The sequence below is a fragment of the uncultured Sneathiella sp. genome, assembly GCF_963976355.1.
In the GTDB taxonomy this organism is placed as follows: Bacteria; Pseudomonadota; Alphaproteobacteria; order Sneathiellales; family Sneathiellaceae; genus Sneathiella.
Genome location: NZ_CAXBKA010000009.1, coordinates 105,473 through 128,946, shown reverse-complemented (window position 1 = coordinate 128,946; position 23,474 = coordinate 105,473). Strand labels below are relative to the sequence as shown.

Genomic DNA, 23,474 nt, shown 5'->3' with positions numbered 1-23,474 from the left:
GAAGGTAATCCGAATTTGCGGATCAGTAAAGCCCACCCGTGCCCGAGCGGACAGCCTTTTCCGGAACCGTGCCCGTGGACACCGGAGAGAAGCCGGAATCGGAGCCATCGAGGACGCCGCTGCTGGTCAACCGGCTGCTGCTGGTCTTGAAGGCTTCAAGAATAACGTTCTTGTCGCCCTGCTGCGCCAGTTCCCCGGTTTCTCCGTTTATCCGGACAAGGCGGATGCCCTCGGGCACGCGGAACGGGGTGGCGGGCTTGTCTTTCAGGGCCGCGGCCATGAAGTCGCGAAATATCGGCGCGGCGACGGAGGAGCCGGTTTCCTTCTTGCCAAGGCTTTGCGGCGTATCGAAACCGACATAGACACCGACCACAAGGTCCGGCGAGAAGCCCATGAACCAGGTATCCTGACTTTCATTCGTGGTGCCGGTCTTGCCGCCGAGCGGCTTGCCGATCACGCTGATGGAGCGGCCCGTTCCCCGGTCGATCACCCCTTCCAGCATCGAGGTGACCTGATAGGCGGTGGTGGCGGGCAGGATCTGCTCGCGCAGATCGGGCAGTTCCGGTTCGTCCTGGTCATTCCACACCTCGACATTGCAGCCCTCGCAGGGCCGTTTGTCATGACGGTAGATTGTTATGCCGCGACGGTCCTGGATGCGGTCGATCATGGTCGGGGTAATCTTCTTGCCGCCATTGACAAGCTCGCCATAGGCCGTCGTCAGTTTCAGCAAGGTCGTCTCCCCGGCGCCAAGCGCCATGGACAGCGACGGCATCAGGTTGTCGGTGATGCCAAAACGCCGCGCATAATCGACAACCTCCTCCATACCGATGGCGCGGGCCAGCCGTACCGTCATCAGGTTACGAGATTTCTCGATCCCGAGACGCAGGGTGCTTGGCCCGTAAAAGCGGTTCGAATAGTTGGACGGTTTCCAGCGGTCCCCGTTCGGCTGAGTCAGCACAAAGGGGCCGTCCATGATTTTGTCGGCGGGGGTAAAGCCGTTATCGAGCGCCGCCGCATAGACGAAAGGCTTGAAGGCCGAGCCCGGCTGACGATAGGCTTGTACGGCGCGGTTGAACTGGGACGATTCCGAACTCCAGCCACCAACAATGGCATGGACACGGCCGGTATGCGGGTCCATCGCAACCAGACCGCCGGAGACTTCCGGGATTTGTTCCAGACTGAACAGCCTGTCCTTTGGCTCGCTCTCCGCTTTAGGTGTAACAGGGATGATGTCTCCTACCTTCAGGACATCGGACGGCTTCTCGATGGCCGGGCCTTTTTTGTCGACTTCGACATATTTACGGGCCCAGGTCATGTCTTCGAGCAGGATTTCGCCCGTCGTGGTATCGGAGAAACCAATGGAGGCGCCCTCGCCGTCAAGCTCCAGTACGACGGCCAGATGCCAGTCTTCCAGACCTTTCGGGCGTGGGAACTTGATCAGCCGGACAGCCCAGTCCTCGCCGACCTCGATGGTGGAGAGCGGGCCGCGCCAGCCGTGACGGCGGTCATAGGTGCGAAGCCCCTCGCGCAGAATGCGCTCCCCCGTCTGCTGGAGGGAGGTATCCATGGTAGTCCGTACGGAGAGGCCACCGTCATAGAGCGCCTTCTCGCCATAGATGTCATAGAGTTCCCGGCGAACCTGTTCGACGAACCATTCGGCCTGGATCACCTGCGCATCGCCACCCTTGCGTGCCAGCAGCGGCATGGCAATCGCCTCATCCGCCTGTTCCGGCGTAATATACTGATCTTCCAGCATGCGGCCGATCACATAGTTCCGCCGGGTGACCGCGCGTTCGGGATTGCGGAACGGATTGTAATTGTTGGGGGCCTTCGGCAACGCGCCAAGATAGGCGGCTTCGGCAATGGTCAACTGATCGAGCGGCTTGTCGAAATAGTAGAGTGCCGCTGCGGCGACGCCATAGGCCCGATGGCCGAGATAAATCTCGTTCAGATACAGCTCCAGTACCTGATCCTTGGAAAGTGCGCGGTTGATGCGCAGCGCGAGAATGGCCTCCTTCGCCTTGCGTTCATAGGAGACCTCATTCGTCAGCAGCATATTCTTCGCCACCTGCTGGGTGATGGTCGAGGCGCCGACCAGCCGTCGCCCTTGCCCGAGGTTCTTGACATTTGTCGTCATCGCCCGCGCGATACCGAGGAAATCTACCCCCGGATGCTCGTAATAATTCTGGTCCTCCGCCGCAATAAAGGCCTGCTTGACGAATTCGGGAATGGTTTCGATCGGCACAAACAGGCGGCGCTGATGCGCATATTCCGCAATCAGGCTGCCATCGGCGGCATGGACGCGGGTCATGACCGGCGGCTCATACTGGGTGAGTTGGTCATACTCAGGCAGGCCCTTGCCGAAATGATAGAGCCCGTAACCGATCGCTCCCGCGCCGATAACGCCGAAAAAAATCAGCAGGCTGAAACAGAGAAACAGAAATTTTGCGAAACGCGACATGGGTTAACTAATCTCAAAATACATAATCATTTTGTAAATATAGAACAGATTTGGTTTTTTTCAGGCAGAAATAACCGTTTTCCCGAAAATCTGTCGTTTAATCGATTTTATCTTACGGATCGATTGTTTCAAAATACTTATCGACCGCGTTGGCAATGGCCTGGGCGAGCCGCTGCTGACCCGTATTCGATTTCAGGATTCGTTCATCCTCGCGGTTGGAGAGATATCCGAGCTCCACCAGAACCGACGGGACATCGGGCGCCTTCAGGACCCGGAAGCCCGCGAAGCGATGCGAGCGGCCCCGTGTCTTCATGCCGGACTTGGCAATTTCCGGGGTCACCATCTCGGCGAACCGGACCGAGAAATTCATGGTTTCGCGCTGCGCCAGATCGATCAGGATGCCCTGCACCGTATCGTCCTGGACGCTGAGATCGACCCCGGCGATGAGATCGGACTTGTTCTCGCTTTTGGCGAGTTCCGCCGCCTCGTCATCCGAGGCGTTCTCCGACAGGGTATAGACCGCAGCGCCCCGGAAATTGGGGCGGCCGATGGAGTCCGCGTGAATCGAGATAAAAAGATCCGCCTTTGCCTGCCGTCCGAATGTTACCCGCTCGCGCAGGCTCAGGAAGGTGTCGTCATCACGGGTCAGGATGGGATTGTATTTGCTGTTTTTTGAGAGAACCTCGTGAATTTTCTTGGCGACCGCAAGAGTGATCTTTTTCTCATAGACCCCGCTTTTGCCGATGGCGCCGGGATCGATGCCGCCATGGCCCGCGTCGATGACGATGGTGTATTTCCGGCTGGGCGCCGGTGGTTCAGGGGCGACCAGTGCAATGCTCCTCTCGGAGAGGTTGCTGCGCCGTTCCGCGAGTTCCTTCTGGAAAGTCGCCTCGTCGGTTTTCTGGATATCGATGAAGAAACGATACGGCTTGCCCGACGCGGGTGGCAGAACCACGGTGCGCAAAATCCTGACCGGCCCGTCGACATCGAGCACGACGCGCGACGTATCCTTCTTGAAAAGACCGAATCGATAGTTCTGGACAATCCCCTTCTGGCGGCCCGCGGTCTCGTCCGCGCGCCAGTCAAGCTCGGGCAGATCGATGACGATGCGATAGGGATCGGCGAGGAGGAAGACGTCATATTTCGGCTCGGCGCTCATTTCCATGACAAAGCGCGTCTTGTCTTCATGCAGGCCCAGACGGACGGAGGAGACATCAATCGCCGGCGCCGCAACGGCCAGTCCGGCGAGAGTATTTCCTGCGATGATCAGGAGGGCCGTCAAGGCGAAGCGGAAAAAGCGATTAAACATATCCATATCCGGGCTACAAACTCTTTTGCGCAAGGGCGCTGCCCCGCCCCGCACGGTGATCGAACTGACCTAAATTAGCGACTCCCGACGCCGTAATCAATGCATGCGGTTTCTTTATTGAGATTAAATTCATCTGCTGGTCATTATTCACTTGGTTTGTCAGACATTATGGCGCTATTATGACAGGGTGAGTTCCTGTGGTCAGTTCCATACTCATATATATGAGACAGGGCGGCGCCGCTTTCGACAGCTTTTGCAGGCATTGAGTATTTTCAATCCCCGGAGCGTCTGGATGCAGCGCTTAAGACAATGCAGTGAAAAAAGTTGAAACAGAAATCGTATCTGACCTTCAATGTCGAAGGCGGATTCCGGCAGCAGAAATTCAAACCGATTTTACGCCGGTTTGAGAAGTGTTTTATCAATTAAAACGAGAAGCGCCGACCGATTTCCACAGAAATAGGTTGATATCCTTTTACTCATAGGAAGGATAGCCAGCCACGGAGCTAATAGTATGGCTACGCGTATGCTAATCGACGCGTCTCATGAAGAAGAGACACGCGTCGTTATCGTTAAAGGTACCCGTCTGGAAGAATTCGATTACGAGACGGCAACCAGAAAACAACTCAAAGGCAACATTTATCTTGCGAAAGTAACCCGGGTCGAACCGTCTCTTCAGGCGGCCTTTGTGGAATATGGCGGTAATCGTCATGGCTTTCTCCCCTTCAATGAAATTCATCCCGACTATTACCAGGTGCCGATCTCGGACCGGGAAGTCCTGATCGAGCAGGAAGCCGCCGCCGAGCGCGAAGCGAGCGACCTGGAAGAGGCGGAGATCGATGAAAAGACGGTAGCGGAAGCGAAGGCCTCGTCCGAAAAGAGTGATGATGAGCCCGAGGTCATGACAGACTCTAAAATCTCATCTGAGGAGGATGAGGACGACGGGGTTATTGATGATGCGGACGACACCATCGGCGGCCTGGAGGTTGTCCACAGTGGTGAAGACGACATCGTCGAAAATCTCGGTGGCGAAGATGATGTTGACGACCGTCGCGCCTCTCCGCCCCGGCGTAACTATAAAATCCAGGAAGTCATCAAGCGGCGGCAGATCCTGCTGGTGCAGGTGGTCAAGGAGGAGCGCGGCAACAAGGGCGCGGCGCTGACAACCTATATCTCGCTGCCGGGCCGCTACAGCGTGCTGATGCCGAACACCGGCCGCGGTGGTGGAATCAGCCGCAAGATCAGCAATCCGGCCGACCGCAAGCGCCTCAAGAAGATCGCGAACGAGCTGGAGGTGCCGGAAGGTATCGGCGTGATCATCCGCACGGCGGGTCTCAGCCGCACCAAGGTCGAAATCAAGCGCGACTATGAATTCCTGATGCGGCTTTGGGACGATATCCGCGAGCTGACGCTCAAATCCATCGCTCCCTACTGCGTCTATGAAGAGGCGAACCTCATCAAGCGCTGCATCCGCGATCTCTATAACAAGGAGGTGAGCGAGGTTCTGGTCGAGGGCGACAACGGCTACAAGGTGGCGAAGGACTTCATGCGCAAGCTGATGCCGAGCCATGCGAAGAAGGTACAGCCCTACAAGGACAAGATCCCCCTCTTCCACCGCTTCCAGGTCGAGCAGCAGTTCGCCTCGATGTATAATCCGGAAGTTCAGCTTAAATCCGGCGGCTATATCGTGATCAACCCGACCGAGGCGCTCGTCTCCATCGACGTCAACTCCGGCAAGGCGACGCGGGAGCGGAATGTCGAGGATACGGCGACCAAAACCAATCTTGAGGCGGCGGAGGAAATCGCCCGCCAGCTTCGCCTGCGCGATCTGGCCGGGCTGATCGTCATCGACTTCATCGATATGGATGACAACCGCAACAACCGCGCGGTGGAACGGCGGATGAAGGATTGCCTGAAATCCGACCGGGCGCGCATCCAGGTCGGGCGGATCAGTCCGTTCGGTCTGATGGAAATGTCGCGTCAGCGCCTGCGGCCGAGCTTCCTGGAGACCAGCACCAATATCTGCCATACCTGTGGCGGATCAGGCTTTGTCCGCTCCATTGAATCAACCGCGCTGCTGATTATCCGCACGCTGGAAGAGGAAGGCGTGCGCGAGCGCGTCGCCAAGGTCACCGTGAAGGTGCATACGGATGTGGCGATCTATCTGCTCAACCAGAAACGTGCGGTCATTCAGGAACTGGAAAATCTCTATGGCATGAGCATCCTGATCCTCGCCGATCCGGCCATCAACCTCAATGATCACGAGATCGAGCGGGAAAAAGGAAAGCCCGGCGACCTGACGCCGATTACGCGGGATGTGACCTCCGCCTATATACCCGATGTGGAGGAAGAGGACGACAATAAGTCCGTCGCACAGGATGACGAGGACGAGGATGGCAATACGACCAAGCGCCGTCGGCGGCGGCGGCGGCGGAAACCGCGCGATGAAAGCGCGAGGCAGCAGGACGCCGGGTCCGAGGATCAGCCCCAGGAAACCCGCTCTTCCGACGGGGAAGATGACAAGGACGGCGACGAGCAGCCCAAACGGCGTCGGCGCGGCAAGCGCGGTGGGCGTCGGCGCTCCCGCAATGCGGCGCAGGACGATCAGCAGCAGTCGAATGATAACGAGTCCGGCGAAAACGAGAGTGGTGAGAAAACCGATGCCGTCGTGATCCCGATTACGGTGACCGGCGATGATGCCGATACGCCGACGGCGGTCGCCGAAAAGGTCGATGTCGTCGAAAAGGTCGCGGAGAAGAAGCCGCGCCGGTCCCGCCGCAAGCCGAAGGCGGAAGAGGCCGAGAAGACGGACGCGGCCGAAGCGGATGCCCCTGCGGAGGCGGAAGCGGAAGAAAAGCCGAAGCGCCGCCGCCGGTCCCCGAAAAAGGCCGAAGAGGTCGCGGAAACCCCTGCCCCGGCAGAAACCGCCGAGGAGACAAAGACGGAAGCCCCAACTGCTCCAACAGCAGAGGAAGTGCCTGCCACAGCAGAGCCGCAGACGGCTGAAACGGTCGAGGTGGCGGACAAGCCTGTCTCGGTGACCGTGGTGACGGACGATGCCGAGGAAGTCGTGGTGGAAAAGAAGCCGAAGCGCAGCGGCTGGTGGCGGCGCGGCTGATCCTCTTTACGGATTAAACGAAAAGGGAGCTTAACGGCTCCCTTTTTTTAGGCTCGGCCAGCTTTTCAGCTGCTCGATCGCGGCTTCGATGGTGGCGGTCGACCCGGCGAAGGAAAAGCGGACATAACCATTGCCCCGGTGCGGATCGAAATCAAGGCCGGGGGTCGCGGCGACGCCCGTCTCCGCCAGCATCCGGGTGCAGAAATCGACCGCATCATTGGTGAAATCGCGCACATCCGCATAGAGATAAAAGGCGCCGTCCGCCGACGCCAGCCGGTCGAGGCCGATCTTCGGAAGTTCACTCAGCAGAAGTTCGCGGTTGCGCGCATAGACCTTCACATTCGCGTCCATCTCCGCCATATCATCGAAGGCGGCAATGGCCGCATACTGGCTGAGGGCGGGCGGCGAGATAAAGAGATTCTGGGCGATTTTCTCGATCAGACCGATCATCTTTTCCGGCACCACCATCCAGCCGAGCCGCCATCCGGTCATGCAGAAGAATTTCGAGAAGGAGTTGATGACAATCGCATCATCCGTCAGTTTCAGGGCCGTCGTCGCCGGTTCATTATAGCAGATGCCGTGATAGATCTCGTCCGAGATGAACTGCATCCCGCGATCCCGGCAATAATCGATCAGCGCCGCCAATTCACCCCGCTTGATCATGGTGCCGGTCGGGTTTGACGGGCTGGCGACCAGCAGGCCGTCCAGCGGCCCGTCCAGTGTTGCCAGAAGCTCCGGCGTCGGCTGGAAATTTGTCTCGGCATGACAGGGCAAGCCCACCGCGTCAAGATCGAGGGAAGAGAGGATGTTGCGGTATGCCGGATAGCCCGGTTCGGCGAGGACGATGCGCGCGCCCTTTTTAAACGCGGCGAGGAAGGTCAGCAGGAAGCCGCCCGACGAGCCGGTAGTGACGACAACCCGCGACGGCGAGACCTCCACCCCGTAGAAATCGTGGTAATGCCGGGCGATGGCCGCGCGGAGCGGCGGAATGCCGAGCGCGTCCGTATAGCCGATCTGCTGGGTGTCGAGCGCCGCCTTTGCCGCCGCAATCACCTTCTTCGGCGCCGGTGTGCCGGGCTGGCCGACTTCCATGTGAAAGACCGGATCGCCCGCCTGCTCCCGCTGGTTCGCGGCCTTCAGGACTTCCATGGCGATAAAGGGGCTGATCTCGCGGCCCGATGGATTGGTCATGATATTCCTCCGGCAGGCGGTCAGTTTTCGATCAGGGAGAGGCCGTAGCCGCGCGGATCATGGCGGGAAACGCAGTTGGGCACCTTGCCGGCCCGGCAGTAAATCGCATTGACGGACGCGAGGCGGTCGACCTCGACCATCACGGGGAAATCACCGCTCAGGTTATTGACGGTCTCCGCCTCCATGGAGGATTCATAGAGCAATGGCAGGTTCTGTCCCATGGTGAACAGCCTTGGCGCATCCATCGCCGGATCGAGATTGTTTCCCTTGGCGAAGATATTGAGCGCCGTCGTCACCGAGGCAACGGTCGCCGCCGCACCGCCGGTGGCCGCGCTCGCATAGTAGAAATCCTTGTTCGGGATATTGACGACCAGCATCGGGGAGGTCAGGAACTCCCGCTGCTGCGGCGGCAGGTTGCCCGCCATCACCATGCCGGTGATCTCGCCCATCTGGCCGGAGCCGAACGGAAAGCCGAGCCCGACAACGCAGGCGACGGCGTTGCCCTGATTATCGGCGGTAACGAAAGAGGTCGCGCCGTGGCTGATAAAGGGTGAGATATTGCTTGTCTCTGCGAATACGCTTGCCGTGGCGGCGGCGATCTCGGCCTGCGGGATGGCGACATCGACGCCAAGGATGCCCTTGCCGTCATAAAGCGCGCTCCAGAGCTTGCGGTACAGATCGCCGGAGGCGGTGGTGGAGACGCCCACCATATTGTTATCGACGCGGAAGCTGGTGGCATCCTGCCAGACGGGTTTGTAATTGATCATGTCGGACAAGACGATCTTGCCACCCGCGTTGTTGGCATCCTCGATGAAGGTGCGGGCCCAGGTGCCGCTGTAGAAGACGGCGCCACCCTCGGAACGAAGGGTCGAGAGCAGGCTGGCGAGCCGGATCTGGCGGATTTTTGTCCCCTCCGCCACAAACTCACCTTGTTTATCCTTGAAAATGCTCTGGATGTTATAGTCGAGGATCAGCTGATCCTCGTTCAGGACCATCGCCATATGCTGCGCGCGCGACAGCGGTTCGCCGAAATTGGCGATCTGTTCGGCAGGCGTCAGCAGCGAGGACCATGGCAGGCGGCCATAGCGGGCCTGAAGAGCGGCCATGCCGCGCATATTGCCCGGAACGGCGATGGCACCGCCCACTGCAGGAGCTTTGTTGAAAAATTGCAGATTCTCGAGTTTATTGGTTTCGTTGTCATAGACGATGCATTCCCCTCCCCCGCCGAGGGAGGCGGCGACCGGATAAGTCACCGCGAGGGTGAAGTAGAGAGCCGTTGCGGCATCCGCCGCCGTGCCGCCCGACGAGAGAACATCCTCCGCCACCAGGGTTGCGCGCGGCTCGTCCGAGGCGGCACCGCCCAGCGAGCCTTCCACATTGCCGACTTCGCCGAGCGGAACACTGGGCCCGCCGCAGGCCGTGAGGGTGAGCGGAAGAACGGCGCAAAGCGATATCAGTCGAACCATCCATTGACGGGAGCGCAACGAGTTCCTAGTTTTATGTATTGAAAAAAGGATGTTTTTCTTGATCAAACGCATATTAACGCCGGTTTCCATATCTCTGGTCCTGTTACTGTCCCTGCAAGGGGTATTTGCCAAACAGACGGCCCCTTCGTTCATTCGTGACGCCGAAATTGAACATACCCTTCGCGCTTACGCAAGGCCTCTGTTCAAGGCGGCGGGGCTCAATAGCGGCGATGTGGAGATTTATATCATCAATAGCAACGATCTGAACGCTTTTGTCGCCAACGGGCAGAGAATGTTTGTGTTCCGCGGTTTGCTGGAACGGGTGGAGACGCCGGGGCAGCTGAAAGGTGTGATCGCCCATGAAACGGGCCATATCGCCGGGGGTCATCTTGCACGAACCCATGATGCCATCGCCAATGCGAATATCAAGAGCATCGTCGGCATGCTGCTGGGCGTTGTCGCGGCGGCCGCGGGCGGAGGCGGGGCCGGTGCAGCGGTGGCCATCGGATCGCAGGATGCGGCGACCAAATCCTTCCTGCAATACAGCCGAACGCAGGAATCCTCTGCCGATCAGGCGGCCATCACCTATCTCGACCGCACGGGCCAGTCCGGCCGCGGCATGGCCGAGTTTCTGGAAATTATCGGCAAGGGCGAGTATCAACCGCAAAGCACCATTGCCTCCTACTACCGGAGCCATCCGGTCAGCAGTGAACGTGTCTCCGCGCTCAGCCAGAGGATTGCCAAATCGCCCTACAAGGACGTTCCGGAGTCAGAGGAAGATGTGATTGCGCTCAAGCGGATGCAGGCGAAGCTGTTCGGCTTTACCCGCCCGCTCCCCAAAACGCTCGCCAAATATCCGCTGAGCGATACCAGCCTTGAGGCGCGCTATGCCCGGGCGATCGGCTATTTCCGCTATCCCGACCTCGACAAGGCGCTTGGCGAGATTGACAGCCTGATCGCGGAACATCCGACGGACCCCTATTTCCATGAATTGAAGGGACAGGCGCTTTATGAGAATGGCAATATCTTTGAGGCCCTGCCCTCCCTTGAGACGGCGGTGGGTCTTGCCCCGTCGGAGCCGTTGTTGCTGACCTTCTACGGCACGATCCTGAATGCGACCGGTGATCCGCTCAATTCGGAAAAGGCGATCGCCATCCTGAATGACAGCCTGGGTTATGATCCGAACAACGGGACTACCTGGGATCAGCTCGCCATCGCCTACAGCCGGACGGGCGATACGGGCATGCTGTCGCTGGCAAGTGCGGAACGCTCCCTCCTGGAAGGGGACTTCCAGAAGGCGATTTTCCATGCGGAGCGGGCGCAGGACTTTTTCAAAGTCGGCAGCCCGTCCTATCTCCGGCTGGAGGATATCATCACGCTGGCCAGCCGGGCGGGCAAGCAGAACTAGCGCCCGGCCGGACCGGGTTATTTTTGGCTTTTCAGCAGGTCGCGGATTTCCTCAAGCAAGACTTCCTCGCGCGGTGGTGCGGGGGGCGCTGCGGGCTTTTCATCTTCCTTCTTAACAAGACGGTTGATCTGCTTGATCAGAAGGAACACGGCAAAGGCGACGATAAGGAAGCTGATCACCGTATTGATGAAGGCGCCATAGTTCAGCGTGACGGCGCCGGCCTCTTTCGCGGCGGCCAGCGTGTCGTAGGTGCCGCCAGAAAGAGTAATGAAAAAGTCCGTGAAATCGACACCGCCCAGCAACAGGCCGATCGGCGGCATGATGACGTCATCCACCAGAGATTTGACAATAGTGCCGAATGCCGCACCAATGATGATACCGACGGCCATGTCGACAACATTGCCGCGCATGGCAAAATCCTTGAATTCCTTAAACATCCTCTACCCCTCAACTATTTTTTTACACGAAGATGCGCCTCTTTGCATTCTGTTGACGGGCCAAAGCGCAGAGAACCCGCATTTTAACTATAAATAGCTTCTGAAAATTGCACAATGCGCATTCTTCTGCGCCTTAAGGACCGGTTCACAGAATTGTTTGTTTAATTTTTCAGGCCCCTGACGCATAATCCCCTAAATCAATCTACTGAAAGAATAAAATGGCCAAGACCCGAAAGCTCAGCACCCTCAGCATCGTTTCCCTCTGTGTCCTTGTCGGGCTGATCGTCTTCGGCGTCTCGCAATATCTGGTGAGCAAACCGCAGATGACCGAGGAAGCCTTCGGGGAGCGGGTGCGCGCCTATCTCCTCTCCAATCCCGAGGTATTGCACGAGGTCATTGCCGAGCTGAAAAAGCAGGAGGAAATCGCCACCGCCGAACAGCAGAAAGAGCTTATGACAACGCTCGCGGCGGATATCCAGAATGACGGATACAGCTATGTGGCGGGCAATCCGGAGGGCGATGTCACCATTGTCGAATTTTTCGATTACCGCTGCGGCTATTGCAAGAGAAGCTTTCCCGATCTGATGAAAACGGTTGAGGAAGATGGCAATATCCGTCTGGTTTTAAAGGAATTTCCCATTCTGGGACCGGAATCCATCCTGGCGGCCCAGGCGGCAATTGCGGCCATGGAGCAGGACAAATATATGGAACTTCATACCGCGCTGATGAACACCCGCGGCGGAATTTCCATTGACCGCATCCGGACACTGGCGACGGATGTCGGGATCGATGTCGAGAAGCTGGAAGCGGACATGCAGAAGGCCGAAGTCCGTGAAATCGTCGAGAAAAACTACCGGCTTGCCAAGCAGCTCGGAATCGACGGCACCCCGGCTTTCATTATCAATGAGGAATTCGTCCCCGGCCTGATCTCGGGCGAGGAGATGAAGCAGATCGTCGCCGACGTGCGCGACAAGGCAAAAGCCCCCGCCGACAGCGAATCCTGAGCGGCCCGCGCGGCGCTAGATGACGCCGCGGCGGATCTGGTCCAGCTCGATCGATTCGAACAGCGCCTGGAAATTCCCCTCGCCGAAGCCTTCATTGCCCTTTCGCTGGATAATCTCGAAGAAGATCGGGCCGATGACATTCTGCGTAAAAATCTGCAGCAGAAGCCCCTGCCCCTCCGTCGGCGCGCCGTCGATCAGGATTTGCAGCTCCTTAAGCCGCGCGACATCCTCCCCATGCTCCTTCACCCGCTCGTCCACCTGTTCGAAATAGGTGTCCGGCGTGCTCTGGAACAGGGTTCCCGTCTTGCGCATCGCCTTGACCGTCCCGTAAATATCGTTTGTGCCGAGCGCGATATGCTGGATCCCCTCGCCATGATAGGCGTTGAGATATTCCTGGATTTGTGACTTGTCGTCGGAACTTTCATTGATGGGGATGCGGATCTTGCCGCAGGGGCTGGTCATGGCCTTGCTTTTCAGGCCGGTCAGCTTGCCCTCGATATCGAAATAGCGGATTTCCTGAAAATTGAACAGCCGCTCGTAAAATTCCGCCCATTCCGCCATGCGGCCGCGATGCACATTATGGGTCAGATGGTCGATATAGGTAAGGCCGGTGCCTTCGGGATGCCGCTCCTCCCCCTCGATGGGCAGGAAATCCACATCATAGATCGAACCCTTGTCGCCATAGCGATCCACCAGATAGATCAGCGAATCCCCGATCCCCTTGATCGCCGGGATGTTGAGTTCCATCGGCCCCGCATCGGACGGCACGACCCAGGCGCCGAGCTCCTCCGCCCGTTTGATGGCCTTTGCCGCATCCTTCACCCGGAAGGCCATGGCGCAGGCACAGGGGCCGTGAATGCGGGCGAAAGACTGGGCGAAGCTGTTCGGCTCCGCATTGACGATGAAATTCACATCGCCCTGCCGGTACAGCGTCACATCCTTGGAGCGGTGCTTCGCCACCGGGCGAAATCCCATGGAGGTGAAAAGCGCGCCCAGTGCTTCCGGGTCCGGCGCGGCATATTCGACAAATTCGAAGCCGTCGGTCGCCATCGGGTTATCCCATAAATCCGCCATCTTTCTCCCTCCTGAAAAAAGTAGTTTCATTTGAAACTTTATCCGATAAAATGGAGCCAGTCATGAATAAAGTCAAGGCCGCATCCGTGAATGAATTAAAACACATCCTGTACCTGCCGCGCTTCCTGCCCTATCGCCTGACCAAGCTGTCGGGAACGGTCAGTCGTGATCTCGCCGCGCAATATTCGGCGGCGTTCGATCTGACGATCCCGGAATGGCGGATTGTTGCGTTGCTTGGTTCCCATCCCGGGCTTACCGCGCGGGAAATTGCGCCGCTCGCCTCCCTCGACAAGGTGAGCATCAGCCGCGCGGTGGAGCGTCTGGTCAAGGCAGAGCGGGTTGAGAAGCGCACGCTGGATGGGGACCGGCGCTCGGCCGCGCTTTACCTCACCGAGGCGGGCAAGACCTGCCTTGGCGAGATTATCCCGATTGCGCAGCATTATGAGGATCAGTTGCTGGAAAGCTTCACACCGGAGGAGATCGAGCAGCTCGATGGTTTTCTCAATCGGCTGGATGCGAAAGCGGAGGCGTTGAAGGAGGGCGACTAGGGCGTCTGTCTCTCGAACATCTCCAGCCGGCCGAAGCCCGGCACCTTGAGTGCAACATCATCGAGATCGAATCCGAGGGTAAAGCCCAGCAGATGCAGCTCAAACCCTTCCACCGGGCTGACAGCGAAACCGCCGAGCCCGAGCAGGGAAAACTGCATGCCGCGCCCGCTCACGGCGCTGCCCAGCATATTGCTGCCGGAGATGAAATCCTTGCCGATGGCCGTCGGTGGCAGGTCGAGTTCGAGGTCCGGGATTTCACGGCCGATATGGGCGATGAAGCTGTTGGAGTTGGGACCCGGCCAGACCTTGTATTCATATTTGTGCGGATACTCCTCGATCACCTTCTCGATCCGGTTGATCAGGGTTTCCGCGCCCGGCCCTTCATATTGCGCAAGGATTTCGGGCTTGTTGCCGAACCAGTGGTTATCCGGCGCGCCGCGGCTGCTGACCAGCGCATTGCCGCCGTTCCGCGCGCGCCAGCCGATGACCTCATAGCGTTCGTAATTCGCGGCGTTCTCCCGCTTCATGGAAATCCAGGTATGGATGGCGAAATTGCCGCGCCAGCCCCAGGTGCGCGCGCCGAAGACCTGGATGATGGCCGCCGGATGGGTATCGGGCGACGGCGAGAGGCCGGTTGCATCCCGCCGCGCGGAGGACCAGCTCTGCCCCTCCGCCGCCATGCCGATCGCCACCGACAGCAATTGCGGCAGCGCAAACAGCACCACCGCACATAAAATTACCAGAAAACCTCTCCGAACCGCCGCCATGCCACCCCTATATCCCGCACTGCACAATGCCAGAGTATAAGGGTAAGGTTGATTTCCACAAAATCAATCCTGCGTGTGCATATTTTCCGATTAGAGACGCAAACAAGAGATAGAACACATAGATCGACTAATTTTCACAACTGCTTTAAACTTGGGGAAGACTTCTGTATAAGGGGGCAGTTTGGCGGGCGGCGGTGCCGCGGGCGTTTTGGGGAGTGTTGCGGGGACATGTATGGGTAAGTCAGTTATCATCATCAACGGGCCTAATCTGAATATGCTCGGCCGCCGCGAGCCGGAAATCTACGGAAGCACCACGCTTGCCGATATCGAGGCGCTCACCCGCGCCCATGGCGAGACGCTGGGGATGGAGATTGATTTTCTCCAGAGCAATAACGAGGGTGAGCTGGTCAGTGCCATTCAGGGCGCGGCGGAGCGTCACGGCGGCATTATCCTGAACGCCGCTGCCTATACCCATACCTCCATCGCGTTGCAGGATGCGATCAAGGCGTCCGGGGTGCCGACCATCGAGGTGCACCTCTCGAACGTTTTTTCACGTGAAGAATTCCGCCATCACAGCTATATATCCGCTGTTGCTGCTGGCGTTATCTGCGGATTTGGGGCAAAAGGCTATGTGCTGGCCCTTGATGCGCTTGCCGACATTATTGATTAAGTAACCGAGACCTGGACATTATGAATAAACTCAACATTGACAAGAAGGCGATCCGCGAACTGGCCGAGATCATGAACGAGACCGGCCTGGGCGAGATCGAGATTGAAACCGGTGACCATCGCCTGCGCGTCTCGCGCGGCTCCTCGGCGAGTGCCGGGCCTGACCTGGTGCAGGCGGTTGTTCCCGCCGCGGCCCCTGCCCCGGTACCCGCCGCCGCCCCTGCCGTCGCAGCGGATGCGAGCAGCCATCCGGGCGCGGTCAAATCACCGATGGTCGGCACGGCCTATCTGTCGCCGGAACCCGGCGCGGCGCCGTTCGTGAGGGTCGGCGATGTGGTCAACGAAGGGCAGACGCTGGTCATTGTCGAGGCCATGAAAACCATGAACCCGATTGCGGCGCCGAGAGCCGGCAAGGTGGTCGAGGTGCTGGTCGCGAATGAAGAACCGGTCGAATACGGCCAGCCGCTCGTCATTGTTGAATAAACGATAGCAGGTTCGATGTTTGAAAAAATCCTGATTGCCAACCGCGGTGAAATCGCGCTCCGTATCCATCGCGCCTGCCGTGAGATGGGCATCAAGACGGTTGCCGTCCATTCCTCCGCCGATGCGAATGCCATGCATGTACGCCTCGCCGATGAGAGTGTCTGTATCGGTCCGCCAAGTTCGGCCCTGAGCTACCTCAATATCCCGTCCATCATCGCGGCGGCGGAGGTGACCAATGCCGACGCCATCCATCCGGGCTACGGGTTTCTCTCGGAAAATGCGAAGTTCGTCGATATCGTCACGGCGCATGGCATCAAGTTCATCGGTCCGTCCGCCGATCATATCCGCATGATGGGCGACAAGATCACGGCCAAGGAAACCATGCGCAAGCTGGGCGTGCCCTGCGTGCCGGGATCAGAGGGGGAAGTGCATACCCTCGCCGAGGCCGAGACCGAAGCCGAGAAAATGGGCTATCCCGTGATCATCAAGGCCTCCGCCGGCGGCGGCGGCCGCGGCATGAAGGTGGCGACGAGCAAGGCGGCGCTGTCCGAGGCCTTTTCCTCGGCCCGCTCTGAAGCCAAGCTCGCCTTCGGTGATGATGCGGTCTATATGGAGAAATACCTGAGCGGCCCGCGCCATATCGAGGTGCAGATCCTCGCCGACGGCAAGGGCAATGTGGTCCATCTGGGCGAGCGTGACTGCTCGCTTCAGCGGCGGCACCAGAAGGCGGTCGAGGAAAGCCCCTCACCCGCCATCACGCCCGAGTTGCGGGCGCAGATCGGCAAGACGGTGACCGATGCCATTCGCGACATGAAATATGAAGGTGTCGGCACCATCGAGTTCCTGTTTGAGAACGGTGAGTTCTATTTCATCGAGATGAACACCCGCCTGCAGGTGGAACATCCGGTGACCGAGATGATTACCGGGATTGACCTCGTTCAGGCCCAGATCAATGTGGCGGCGGGCTATCCGCTGGAGCTCACGCAGGAGGATGTCAAATTCTCCGGTCATTCCATTGAATGCCGGGTGACGGCGGAAGATCCGGTGACCTTTGCGGCAAGCCCCGGTCCGGTGACGGAGTTTCACGCGCCGGGAGGCCTCGGGGTGCGTGTCGATAGTGCGCTCTATACCGGCTATAACATCCCGCCCTATTACGACAGCCTGATCGCCAAGCTGATTGTGCATGCGAAAAGCCGCGAGGAATGCCTGCTGCGTCTCAACCGGGCGCTTGAGGAGTTCGTGGTAAGCGGAATCAAGACGACGCTGCCGCTGCATCAGGAGATCATCCATAATCAGGAGTTCCGCGACGGCCATTTTGACATCCACTGGCTGGAAAAATTCATTGCCTCGCGGTAACGCGTCCTTCTGACATGGCCTCCATAACGGCTGAAACGATTCTTGCCGCCTATCGCATCGGGATATTCCCGATGGCGGACAGCGCCGATGATCCGTCGCTATTCTGGGTCGATCCGGAGATGCGGGGCATCTTTCCGCTGGAAAAGTTCCATGTGCCGAAGCGCCTGGCCAAGACCATTCGCAAGGATCCGTTCGAGGTGACGGTCGACCGCGATTTTCGCGGCGTCATGCGGGCCTGTGCCGCGCCGCGCCGCGACGGCGGGGAGACCTGGATCAATCCCGAAATTCTGGAACGTTATGGTGAGCTCCATGAACTCGGCTACGCCCACAGCGTCGAATGCTGGCAGAATGGGGAACTGGTCGGCGGCCTCTATGGCCTTGCCTTCGACAGCGTGTTCTGTGGGGAAAGCATGTTCACCCGGGTCACGGACGCCAGCAAGGTTGCGCTTGTCTATCTGGTGGCGCGGCTGATCCATGGCGGATATACGCTGCTCGATGCGCAGTTCCTGAACCCGCATCTTGAAACCTTCGGCGCCGAGGAGATCAGCCGGGCGGAATATCAGGTGCGGCTGCAGCGCGGATTACAGTCTCTCGGGGATTTCTATTCCTTGCCGGAGGGGCTTTCCGGCTCGGACATCTTGCAGTCGATCACCCAGACATCATAGACCGGATGTTCCAGCGCATTGATGCCGGGGCTGGAGGCGAACATCCAGCCATTGAACAGGCGCGGCCCTTCGGTGCCGTCATGGATTTCGGTGATTTCCAGAAAGGTGGAAGTTTCAGGCGTTTCCTCCGGCGGGCGTTTCAGGCATTTACGCGGCCGGATGGCGATGCTGCCGAAAATAACCGTCTCGCCAATGGGAACGGAGAGATCCTGCGTTCGTGCGGTAACCTTGTCGAGGGCCCGGAGCACGACAATCTCGCCTTCCGGCCGTTCTTCTTCCTGCTTGAGCTGGGACTGGGTCTGCGCGAGTGAATGCGCAGATGGCAGGGCGAGCAGTGCCGCCATAAAAGCGACGGCCGTACCATGCCGGAGAAAGCGGGAGGAAAAAATCAAGATGACGGCCGTCCGTTACTTGCTGTCGCTACTGCTACCGCTGCCGCTGCTTTTGCTGCCCCCGCCGCTGCTGAAGACGGCCTGGGCGATCAGGTCCTGAATATTCACCGCGCCCTGGGTATAGGAGATGGTGCCGCCATTCGCGAGCATGTCATCCGATCCGCCTGGGGTCAGCTGCAGGTAGTTGTTACCGAGCAGGCTGCTCGACGTGATCTTTGCGGAACTGTCTTCCGGCAGCTCAACAGTTTCGTCAAGGCTGATTTTCAGGACGGCCCGGTATGTCTTCGGGTCCAGCTCCTGCGCCGTGACGGCACCGATCTTGATGCCGCTCATCCGCACATCACTGCCGACACTCAACCCGTCCACATTATCGAAGGAGGCCGACAGCGTGAACCCGCCGCTGCCCGTGCTGATATCTGCGGTGCGATAGGCAAAGACAAGGAAAATAGCCGCGAAGGCCAGAACCACGGCGCCAATGACAGTTTCGACGATATTGCTACTCATAGTCTCTCCTCCGGCTGGGCCCGGTCAGGGGTCCCGGAAAATCTTACCTTACGGTTTCCATGCTTCGTAATCCGGTGCGGCGGGCTTGCGGTCCGCCCCTTTCGCGATGGAGCCGTCCGGATGATAGGCAAACTGGGTTCCGGTCAGGTTCGGCATATGCTCCTCCTGCCAGTCGGCGGTCGGCAGGTCCTGCGCATCGGGCAGATTATCCGTCGTATAATGCAGCCAGATATGCCAGGCCGGCGGCACTTTCGAGGCTTCAGGCGTGCCCTTGTAGAGCACCCAGCGGCGTTCCCGCCCCGTCGGACCCGTCGGCTTGCCCTTTTCCCGATAGTAACGGTTGCCGAACTGGTCCTCGCCGACCTGCTCGCCATGCCACCATGTGTACAGCCTTGTACCAATCGTCGCCATTTGAATCATCTCACTGAATAAGATCACATATATTTGCCCGGAATATGGCATTGTGAGGCCCGTTCGTCCAGTCTAACTTTGCAGATTCCCCGCCTTTGCGGGCCCCTCTCTGCGGCCCTTGATTCTGCTTTGCGCGCTCCTGTTCAATCCCGTTGTTGCTTTTGTGCAACCTGATCGGGTTTTTTTGTTAACCATAATTTTTTGCAATTGTCATGAAACCGCAATATTCAGCGACATCTCGCTATTGGTAAAATTTTAGCTACTAGATATGGTATTTTTGCTGTTGACTTCAAGAATTCACGTCGACATGATCCTAGTCGCCGAGGGGGGATTTCCTACTATATATGGTAGGTACCGGACATGAGACAGCCGTTGCTGACCCTGCGTTTTCCGGAGATAAACCGCAAATTTCCCGCTCGACGATAACGGCAATGAACTGGTGATTGGAAGGTACAAGATGCGTATTGAGCGACGGTTTACAAATAAGGATTCTTCCCCTTACGCGAGCGTAAAATTCAGGCAGACCACCAGTGAAATCAAAAATCCCGACGGCTCGATCGTCTTCAAGCTTGAAAATATCGATGTGCCCGCCGACTGGTCGCAGGTTGCCTGCGACATCATCGCGCAGAAATATTTCCGCAAAGCCGGCGTCCCTGCCCGCCTGAGGCCCGTTTCCGAAAAGGACGTGCCGGAATGGCTCTGGCGTCAGGAGCCGGACAGGAAGGCGCTTGAGGCGCTACCGGAAGAGGAACGCTTTATCGGCGAGACATCTTCCACCGAAGTTTTCGACCGTCTCGCCGGAACCTGGACCTACTGGGGCTGGAAAGGCGGCTATTTCGACGGCGAGGACGACGCCCGCGCCTATTTCGATGAAATGCGCTATATGCTGGCCCGCCAGATGGGCGCCCCCAACTCCCCGCAGTGGTTCAACACCGGCCTGCACTGGGCCTATGGCATCGACGGTCCGGCGCAGGGCCATTCCTATGTCGATTTCAAGACCGGCAAGCTCAAGAAATCCGTAAACTCCTACGAGCATCCGCAGCCCCATGCCTGCTTCATCCAGTCCGTCGACGATGATCTGGTCAATGAAGGTGGCATCATGGATCTCTGGGTACGCGAGGCGCGGCTCTTTAAATATGGCTCCGGCACCGGCACCAATTTCTCAAGCCTGCGCAGCGAGGGCGAGAGCCTGTCCGGCGGCGGCAAGTCGTCGGGCCTGATGAGTTTCCTCAAGATCGGCGACCGGGCGGCGGGCGCGATCAAGTCCGGCGGCACGACGCGGCGGGCGGCGAAGATGGTGACGCTCGATATCGATCATCCGGATATCGAGGAGTATATCGGCTGGAAAGCCGTTGAGGAGCAGAAGGTTGCCGCGCTCGTTGCCGGATCGAAGCTCTGTAATATCCACCTGAACAACGTTATCAAGGCCTGTCATGACATCAAGGGGGACGAGGCCTTTATCCCGGCCGAGAACCCGGCGCTTCGCAAGGCGATCATCGGCGCCCGCAAGGCCATGGTGCCGGAGAATTATATCCAGCGGGTCATCCAGTTCGCGAAACAGGGCTATATGGAAGTCGAATTCCCGACCTATGACACCGACTGGGATTCGAATGCCTATCTCACGGTTTCGGGGCAGAACTCGAATAACTCGGTCCGCATCACCGACGCCTTTATCGAGGCGGTGCTGAAGGATGGCAACTGGGATTTGATCCGCCGCACCGACGGCAAGATCGCGAAGTCCGTGAAGGCCCGCGATCTCTGGGAACAGATCGGCGAGAGCGCCTGGCAGTCCGCCGATCCGGGCCTGCAGTATGATACCACCATCAATGACTGGCACACCTGCCCCGAGGATGGCCGGATCAACGCGTCCAACCCCTGCTCGGAATATATGTTTCTGGACAATACGGCTTGCAATCTCGCGTCGCTCAACCTGATGACCTTCCGCCGCGCCGACAAGAGCTTCGATATCGAAGCGTTCGAGCATGCGGTGCGAATCTGGACGGTGACACTCGAAATTTCCGTGCTGATGGCGCAGTTCCCGTCCGAGGAAATCGCCAAGCTGAGTTACAAATTCCGCACCCTCGGCCTCGGTTTCGCCAATATCGGCGGCCTGCTGATGGCGCAGGGCCTGTCCTATGATTCGAAGGAAGGCCGGGCGCTCTGCGGTGCGATTACCGCCGTCATGACCGGCGTCGCCTACAAGACCAGCGCCGAAATGGCCGGTGAACTCGGCGCCTTCCCGGGCTACAAGAAGAACGCGAACCATATGCTCCGGGTGATCCGCAATCACCGCAATGCCGCCTATGGGCTGAGCGAGGGGTATGAAGGCCTCAATGTCACGCCGGTCGCCCTCGATGCGATCAACTGCCCGGAAGAGGGTCTGGCGGAGGCGGCCAAGGCGGCCTGGGACGGAGCGCTTGATCTTGGCAAGAAGCACGGCTTCCGGAATGCGCAAACGACCGTGATCGCGCCGACCGGCACGATCGGACTGGTCATGGATTGCGACACCACCGGGATCGAGCCGGATTTCGCCATCGTCAAGTTCAAGAAACTGGCAGGCGGCGGCTATTTCAAGATCATCAACCGCACGGTGCCGGAGGCGCTCAACCATCTCGGCTACAGCCGCAGCGAAACCAAGACGATCATCGACTATGCGGTCGGTCATGGCACGCTTGAGGATGCGCCGGGCATCAACCACGATTCCTTGCGCGCAAAAGGCTTTACCGATGAAATCCTGGCGAAGATCGAGGGCGGTCTCGCGACCAGCTTCGATATCAAGTTCGCCTTCAACAAATTCTCCATCGGCGAGGCCTTCTGCACGGACGTGCTGGGCCTGAAGGCGGAGGATCTGAACAACTATAACTTCGATATGCTTGGTGCCCTCGGCTTCACCAAGAAGGAAATCGAGGCGGCGAACAATTACTGCTGCGGCGCCATGACCCTGGAAGGCGCACCGATCCTGAAGGAGGAGCATCTTCCGGTCTTCGATTGCGCCAACCCCTGCGGCCGGATCGGCAAGCGGCTGCTTTCGGTCGAGAGCCATATCCTGATGATGGCAGCGGCGCAGCCGTTTATCTCCGGCGCAATCTCGAAAACCATCAATATGGCCAACAGCGCCACGGTCGAGGATTGCAAGGACGCCTATTTGCTCTCCTGGAAGCTCGGGCTGAAGGCCAACGCGCTCTATCGCGATGGCTCCAAGCTCAGCCAGCCCCTCTCCGCCCTCTCCTTCGATGAGGACGATCTTGAGGATATGAACGATGAAATCCGCACGTCCCCGACGGCGGCCAGCAACGTCGTCGCCGAGCGGATTGTCGAGCGCATCGTCTCCGAGCGCAAGAAGCTGCCGACACGGCGCAAGGGCTACACCCAGAAGGCGGTTGTCGGTGGGCACAAGGTTTACCTCCGCACCGGCGAATACGATGACGGGGGCGTCGGCGAAATCTTCATTGATATGCATAAGGAAGGCGCCGCCTTCCGCAGCCTGATGAACAACTTCGCCATCGCCATTTCCATCGGCCTGCAATATGGCGTGCCGCTTGAGGAATTTGTCGAGGCCTATACCTTCACCCGGTTCGAACCCTCCGGTATCGTCGAGGGGAATGACGCCATCAAGATGTCGACCTCGATCCTCGACTATCTCTTCCGGGAGCTGGCGATTTCCTATCTCGGCCGGAATGACCTCGCCCATGTCGCCGTCGATGACCTGCGCAACGACAGCATGGGCACCGGCGACGATCAGGCAAAAATCACCGAAGATGAATATTCCGAGAGAGCGTCCGCCCTCGATAATGTCATCAATCTCGCCTCCACCGGGTATGTCCGGGCGAATAATTTCGAGGTATTGCAGGGCGGGTTGTCCGCCATGTCCCTCAATCTGGCGCAAGGCGGAGCAAGCGTTGCCGCCGCGAGCGTCGGGGCGGCTGGTGCCGTTGCCGCGGCCAGTGTCACGACGGGCGGCGGCTCAGACAAGCTCAGCCGGTCGATGGAAGCACGCATGAAAGGCTATGAGGGGGACAGTTGCGGTGAATGCGGTAATTTCACCCTCGTCCGCAATGGCACCTGCATGAAATGCGATACATGTGGCGGCACAAGTGGTTGTTCGTAAATTGTAGGATTTTAGTTGCTTGACCGGTTTCCTTAATCTGTCAGATCAAGAGTTCCGTTGTGTAATCAGTAGAGTAAAAGAGTAGTGTATGCAGTAGCGTAGAGCG

General features: G+C 58.6%; 19 protein-coding genes. 9 read left to right on the top strand and 10 right to left on the bottom strand.

The genetic code is table 11. The features are described from left to right. Positions 1-22: 22 nt before the first annotated feature. Together AAC599_RS17575 and AAC599_RS17570 are read right to left on the bottom strand one after the other, a co-directional pair. Positions 23-2,461, bottom strand: a complete 2,439-nt coding sequence (locus tag AAC599_RS17575; protein ID WP_340151714.1) for a penicillin-binding protein 1A — start codon at positions 2,459-2,461, stop codon at positions 23-25. 112 nt (positions 2,462-2,573) lie between these two features. Continuing rightward, positions 2,574-3,770: an N-acetylmuramoyl-L-alanine amidase gene (locus tag AAC599_RS17570; RefSeq protein ID WP_340151713.1), complete on the bottom strand. Its 1,197-nt coding sequence runs from the start codon at positions 3,768-3,770 to the stop codon at positions 2,574-2,576. Positions 3,771-4,281: 511 nt separating this feature from the next. On the opposite strand from AAC599_RS17570, the gene AAC599_RS17565 reads away from it, so the two are divergent. Further along, positions 4,282-6,885 (top strand): Rne/Rng family ribonuclease, encoded by a 2,604-nt coding sequence (locus AAC599_RS17565; protein WP_340151712.1) that lies wholly within the window; start codon positions 4,282-4,284, stop codon positions 6,883-6,885. A gap of 30 nt (positions 6,886-6,915) precedes the next feature. Here the strand turns inward: AAC599_RS17565 and AAC599_RS17560 are convergent, their stop codons facing one another. Further along, positions 6,916-8,076, bottom strand: coding sequence for an aminotransferase class I/II-fold pyridoxal phosphate-dependent enzyme (locus tag AAC599_RS17560; RefSeq protein ID WP_340151711.1), 1,161 nt, complete (start codon positions 8,074-8,076; stop codon positions 6,916-6,918). A 20-nt stretch (positions 8,077-8,096) separates the two neighbouring features. Beyond that, entirely contained in the window at positions 8,097-9,542 is a 1,446-nt protein-coding gene (locus AAC599_RS17555; protein WP_340151710.1) for a gamma-glutamyltransferase, read from the bottom strand. A gap of 58 nt (positions 9,543-9,600) precedes the next feature. On the opposite strand from AAC599_RS17555, the gene AAC599_RS17550 reads away from it, so the two are divergent. Beyond that, a complete protein-coding gene (locus AAC599_RS17550) occupies positions 9,601-10,950 on the top strand; it encodes a M48 family metalloprotease (protein ID WP_340151709.1) in 1,350 nt (449 codons plus the stop codon). A gap of 17 nt (positions 10,951-10,967) precedes the next feature. Here AAC599_RS17550 and mscL read toward each other — a convergent pair whose 3' ends face one another. Beyond that, complete coding sequence (gene mscL / locus AAC599_RS17545) at positions 10,968-11,387, bottom strand: large-conductance mechanosensitive channel protein MscL (RefSeq protein ID WP_340151708.1); 420 nt, start codon at positions 11,385-11,387, stop codon at positions 10,968-10,970. Positions 11,388-11,605: 218 nt separating this feature from the next. Here mscL and AAC599_RS17540 point away from each other — a divergent pair, with 218 nt between their 5' ends. Next, positions 11,606-12,391 (top strand): DsbA family protein, encoded by a 786-nt coding sequence (locus AAC599_RS17540; protein WP_340151707.1) that lies wholly within the window; start codon positions 11,606-11,608, stop codon positions 12,389-12,391. Positions 12,392-12,406: 15 nt separating this feature from the next. Here the strand turns inward: AAC599_RS17540 and hppD are convergent, their stop codons facing one another. Then, positions 12,407-13,465 carry a 4-hydroxyphenylpyruvate dioxygenase gene (gene hppD / locus AAC599_RS17535; protein ID WP_340151706.1) on the bottom strand — a complete coding sequence of 353 codons (1,059 nt, stop codon included), beginning with the start codon at positions 13,463-13,465 and terminating at the stop codon, positions 12,407-12,409. Positions 13,466-13,527: 62 nt separating this feature from the next. On the opposite strand from hppD, the gene AAC599_RS17530 reads away from it, so the two are divergent. Next, complete coding sequence (locus AAC599_RS17530) at positions 13,528-14,013, top strand: MarR family transcriptional regulator (RefSeq protein WP_340151705.1); 486 nt, start codon at positions 13,528-13,530, stop codon at positions 14,011-14,013. Here AAC599_RS17530 and AAC599_RS17525 read toward each other — a convergent pair. Continuing rightward, positions 14,010-14,780 (bottom strand): DUF3750 domain-containing protein, encoded by a 771-nt coding sequence (locus tag AAC599_RS17525; RefSeq protein ID WP_340151704.1) that lies wholly within the window; start codon positions 14,778-14,780, stop codon positions 14,010-14,012. The two genes, AAC599_RS17530 and AAC599_RS17525, sit on opposite strands and share 4 nt — an antisense overlap. A gap of 232 nt (positions 14,781-15,012) precedes the next feature. Between AAC599_RS17525 and aroQ the strand changes: the two genes are divergently transcribed. Genes aroQ through aat form a run of 4 tightly spaced genes read left to right on the top strand, consistent with a single transcriptional unit; the run spans position 15,013 to position 17,953 of the window. Then, a complete protein-coding gene (aroQ, locus tag AAC599_RS17520) occupies positions 15,013-15,450 on the top strand; it encodes a type II 3-dehydroquinate dehydratase (protein ID WP_340151703.1) in 438 nt (145 codons plus the stop codon). Positions 15,451-15,470: 20 nt separating this feature from the next. Then, entirely contained in the window at positions 15,471-15,932 is a 462-nt protein-coding gene (gene accB / locus AAC599_RS17515; RefSeq protein ID WP_340151702.1) for an acetyl-CoA carboxylase biotin carboxyl carrier protein, read from the top strand. A gap of 15 nt (positions 15,933-15,947) precedes the next feature. Then, positions 15,948-17,288 (top strand): acetyl-CoA carboxylase biotin carboxylase subunit, encoded by a 1,341-nt coding sequence (gene accC / locus AAC599_RS17510; RefSeq protein ID WP_340151701.1) that lies wholly within the window; start codon positions 15,948-15,950, stop codon positions 17,286-17,288. 14 nt (positions 17,289-17,302) lie between these two features. Continuing rightward, on the top strand, positions 17,303-17,953 hold the full coding sequence (gene aat / locus AAC599_RS17505) for a leucyl/phenylalanyl-tRNA--protein transferase (RefSeq protein WP_340151700.1): 651 nt from the start codon (positions 17,303-17,305) through the stop codon (positions 17,951-17,953). Here aat and AAC599_RS17500 read toward each other — a convergent pair. From AAC599_RS17500 to AAC599_RS17490, 3 genes are read right to left on the bottom strand one after another with little or no spacing between them, the layout of a single operon-like run. After that, positions 17,890-18,345, bottom strand: a complete 456-nt coding sequence (locus AAC599_RS17500) for a DUF2155 domain-containing protein (protein WP_340151699.1) — start codon at positions 18,343-18,345, stop codon at positions 17,890-17,892. The genes aat and AAC599_RS17500 overlap by 64 nt on opposite strands. A 15-nt stretch (positions 18,346-18,360) precedes the next feature. Next, complete coding sequence (gene mlaD, locus AAC599_RS17495; protein WP_340151698.1) at positions 18,361-18,849, bottom strand: outer membrane lipid asymmetry maintenance protein MlaD; 489 nt, start codon at positions 18,847-18,849, stop codon at positions 18,361-18,363. 48 nt (positions 18,850-18,897) lie between these two features. Next, on the bottom strand, positions 18,898-19,260 hold the full coding sequence (locus AAC599_RS17490) for an NADH:ubiquinone oxidoreductase subunit NDUFA12 (protein ID WP_340151697.1): 363 nt from the start codon (positions 19,258-19,260) through the stop codon (positions 18,898-18,900). A gap of 457 nt (positions 19,261-19,717) precedes the next feature. On the opposite strand from AAC599_RS17490, the gene AAC599_RS17485 reads away from it, so the two are divergent. After that, a complete protein-coding gene (locus AAC599_RS17485; RefSeq protein ID WP_340151696.1) occupies positions 19,718-23,368 on the top strand; it encodes a vitamin B12-dependent ribonucleotide reductase in 3,651 nt (1,216 codons plus the stop codon). The last annotated feature ends 106 nt before the right edge of the window (positions 23,369-23,474 follow it).

What these genes read in the sequence shown, in the direction of transcription:
- AAC599_RS17575 (WP_340151714.1), bottom strand. Translation starts at nt 2,461, where the DNA reads ATGTCGCGTTTCGCAAAATTTCTGTTTCTCTGTTTCAGCCTGCTGATT.
- AAC599_RS17570 (WP_340151713.1), bottom strand. Translation starts at nt 3,770, where the DNA reads ATGTTTAATCGCTTTTTCCGCTTCGCCTTGACGGCCCTCCTGATCATC.
- AAC599_RS17565 (WP_340151712.1), top strand. Translation starts at nt 4,282, where the DNA reads ATGGCTACGCGTATGCTAATCGACGCGTCTCATGAAGAAGAGACACGC.
- AAC599_RS17560 (WP_340151711.1), bottom strand. Translation starts at nt 8,076, where the DNA reads ATGACCAATCCATCGGGCCGCGAGATCAGCCCCTTTATCGCCATGGAA.
- AAC599_RS17555 (WP_340151710.1), bottom strand. Translation starts at nt 9,542, where the DNA reads ATGGTTCGACTGATATCGCTTTGCGCCGTTCTTCCGCTCACCCTCACG.
- mscL (WP_340151708.1), bottom strand. Translation starts at nt 11,387, where the DNA reads ATGTTTAAGGAATTCAAGGATTTTGCCATGCGCGGCAATGTTGTCGAC.
- AAC599_RS17540 (WP_340151707.1), top strand. Translation starts at nt 11,606, where the DNA reads ATGGCCAAGACCCGAAAGCTCAGCACCCTCAGCATCGTTTCCCTCTGT.
- hppD (WP_340151706.1), bottom strand. Translation starts at nt 13,465, where the DNA reads ATGGCGGATTTATGGGATAACCCGATGGCGACCGACGGCTTCGAATTT.
- AAC599_RS17530 (WP_340151705.1), top strand. Translation starts at nt 13,528, where the DNA reads ATGAATAAAGTCAAGGCCGCATCCGTGAATGAATTAAAACACATCCTG.
- AAC599_RS17525 (WP_340151704.1), bottom strand. Translation starts at nt 14,780, where the DNA reads ATGGCGGCGGTTCGGAGAGGTTTTCTGGTAATTTTATGTGCGGTGGTG.
- aroQ (WP_340151703.1), top strand. Translation starts at nt 15,013, where the DNA reads ATGGGTAAGTCAGTTATCATCATCAACGGGCCTAATCTGAATATGCTC.
- accB (WP_340151702.1), top strand. Translation starts at nt 15,471, where the DNA reads ATGAATAAACTCAACATTGACAAGAAGGCGATCCGCGAACTGGCCGAG.
- accC (WP_340151701.1), top strand. Translation starts at nt 15,948, where the DNA reads ATGTTTGAAAAAATCCTGATTGCCAACCGCGGTGAAATCGCGCTCCGT.
- aat (WP_340151700.1), top strand. Translation starts at nt 17,303, where the DNA reads ATGGCCTCCATAACGGCTGAAACGATTCTTGCCGCCTATCGCATCGGG.
- mlaD (WP_340151698.1), bottom strand. Translation starts at nt 18,849, where the DNA reads ATGAGTAGCAATATCGTCGAAACTGTCATTGGCGCCGTGGTTCTGGCC.
- AAC599_RS17490 (WP_340151697.1), bottom strand. Translation starts at nt 19,260, where the DNA reads ATGGCGACGATTGGTACAAGGCTGTACACATGGTGGCATGGCGAGCAG.
- AAC599_RS17485 (WP_340151696.1), top strand. Translation starts at nt 19,718, where the DNA reads ATGCGTATTGAGCGACGGTTTACAAATAAGGATTCTTCCCCTTACGCG.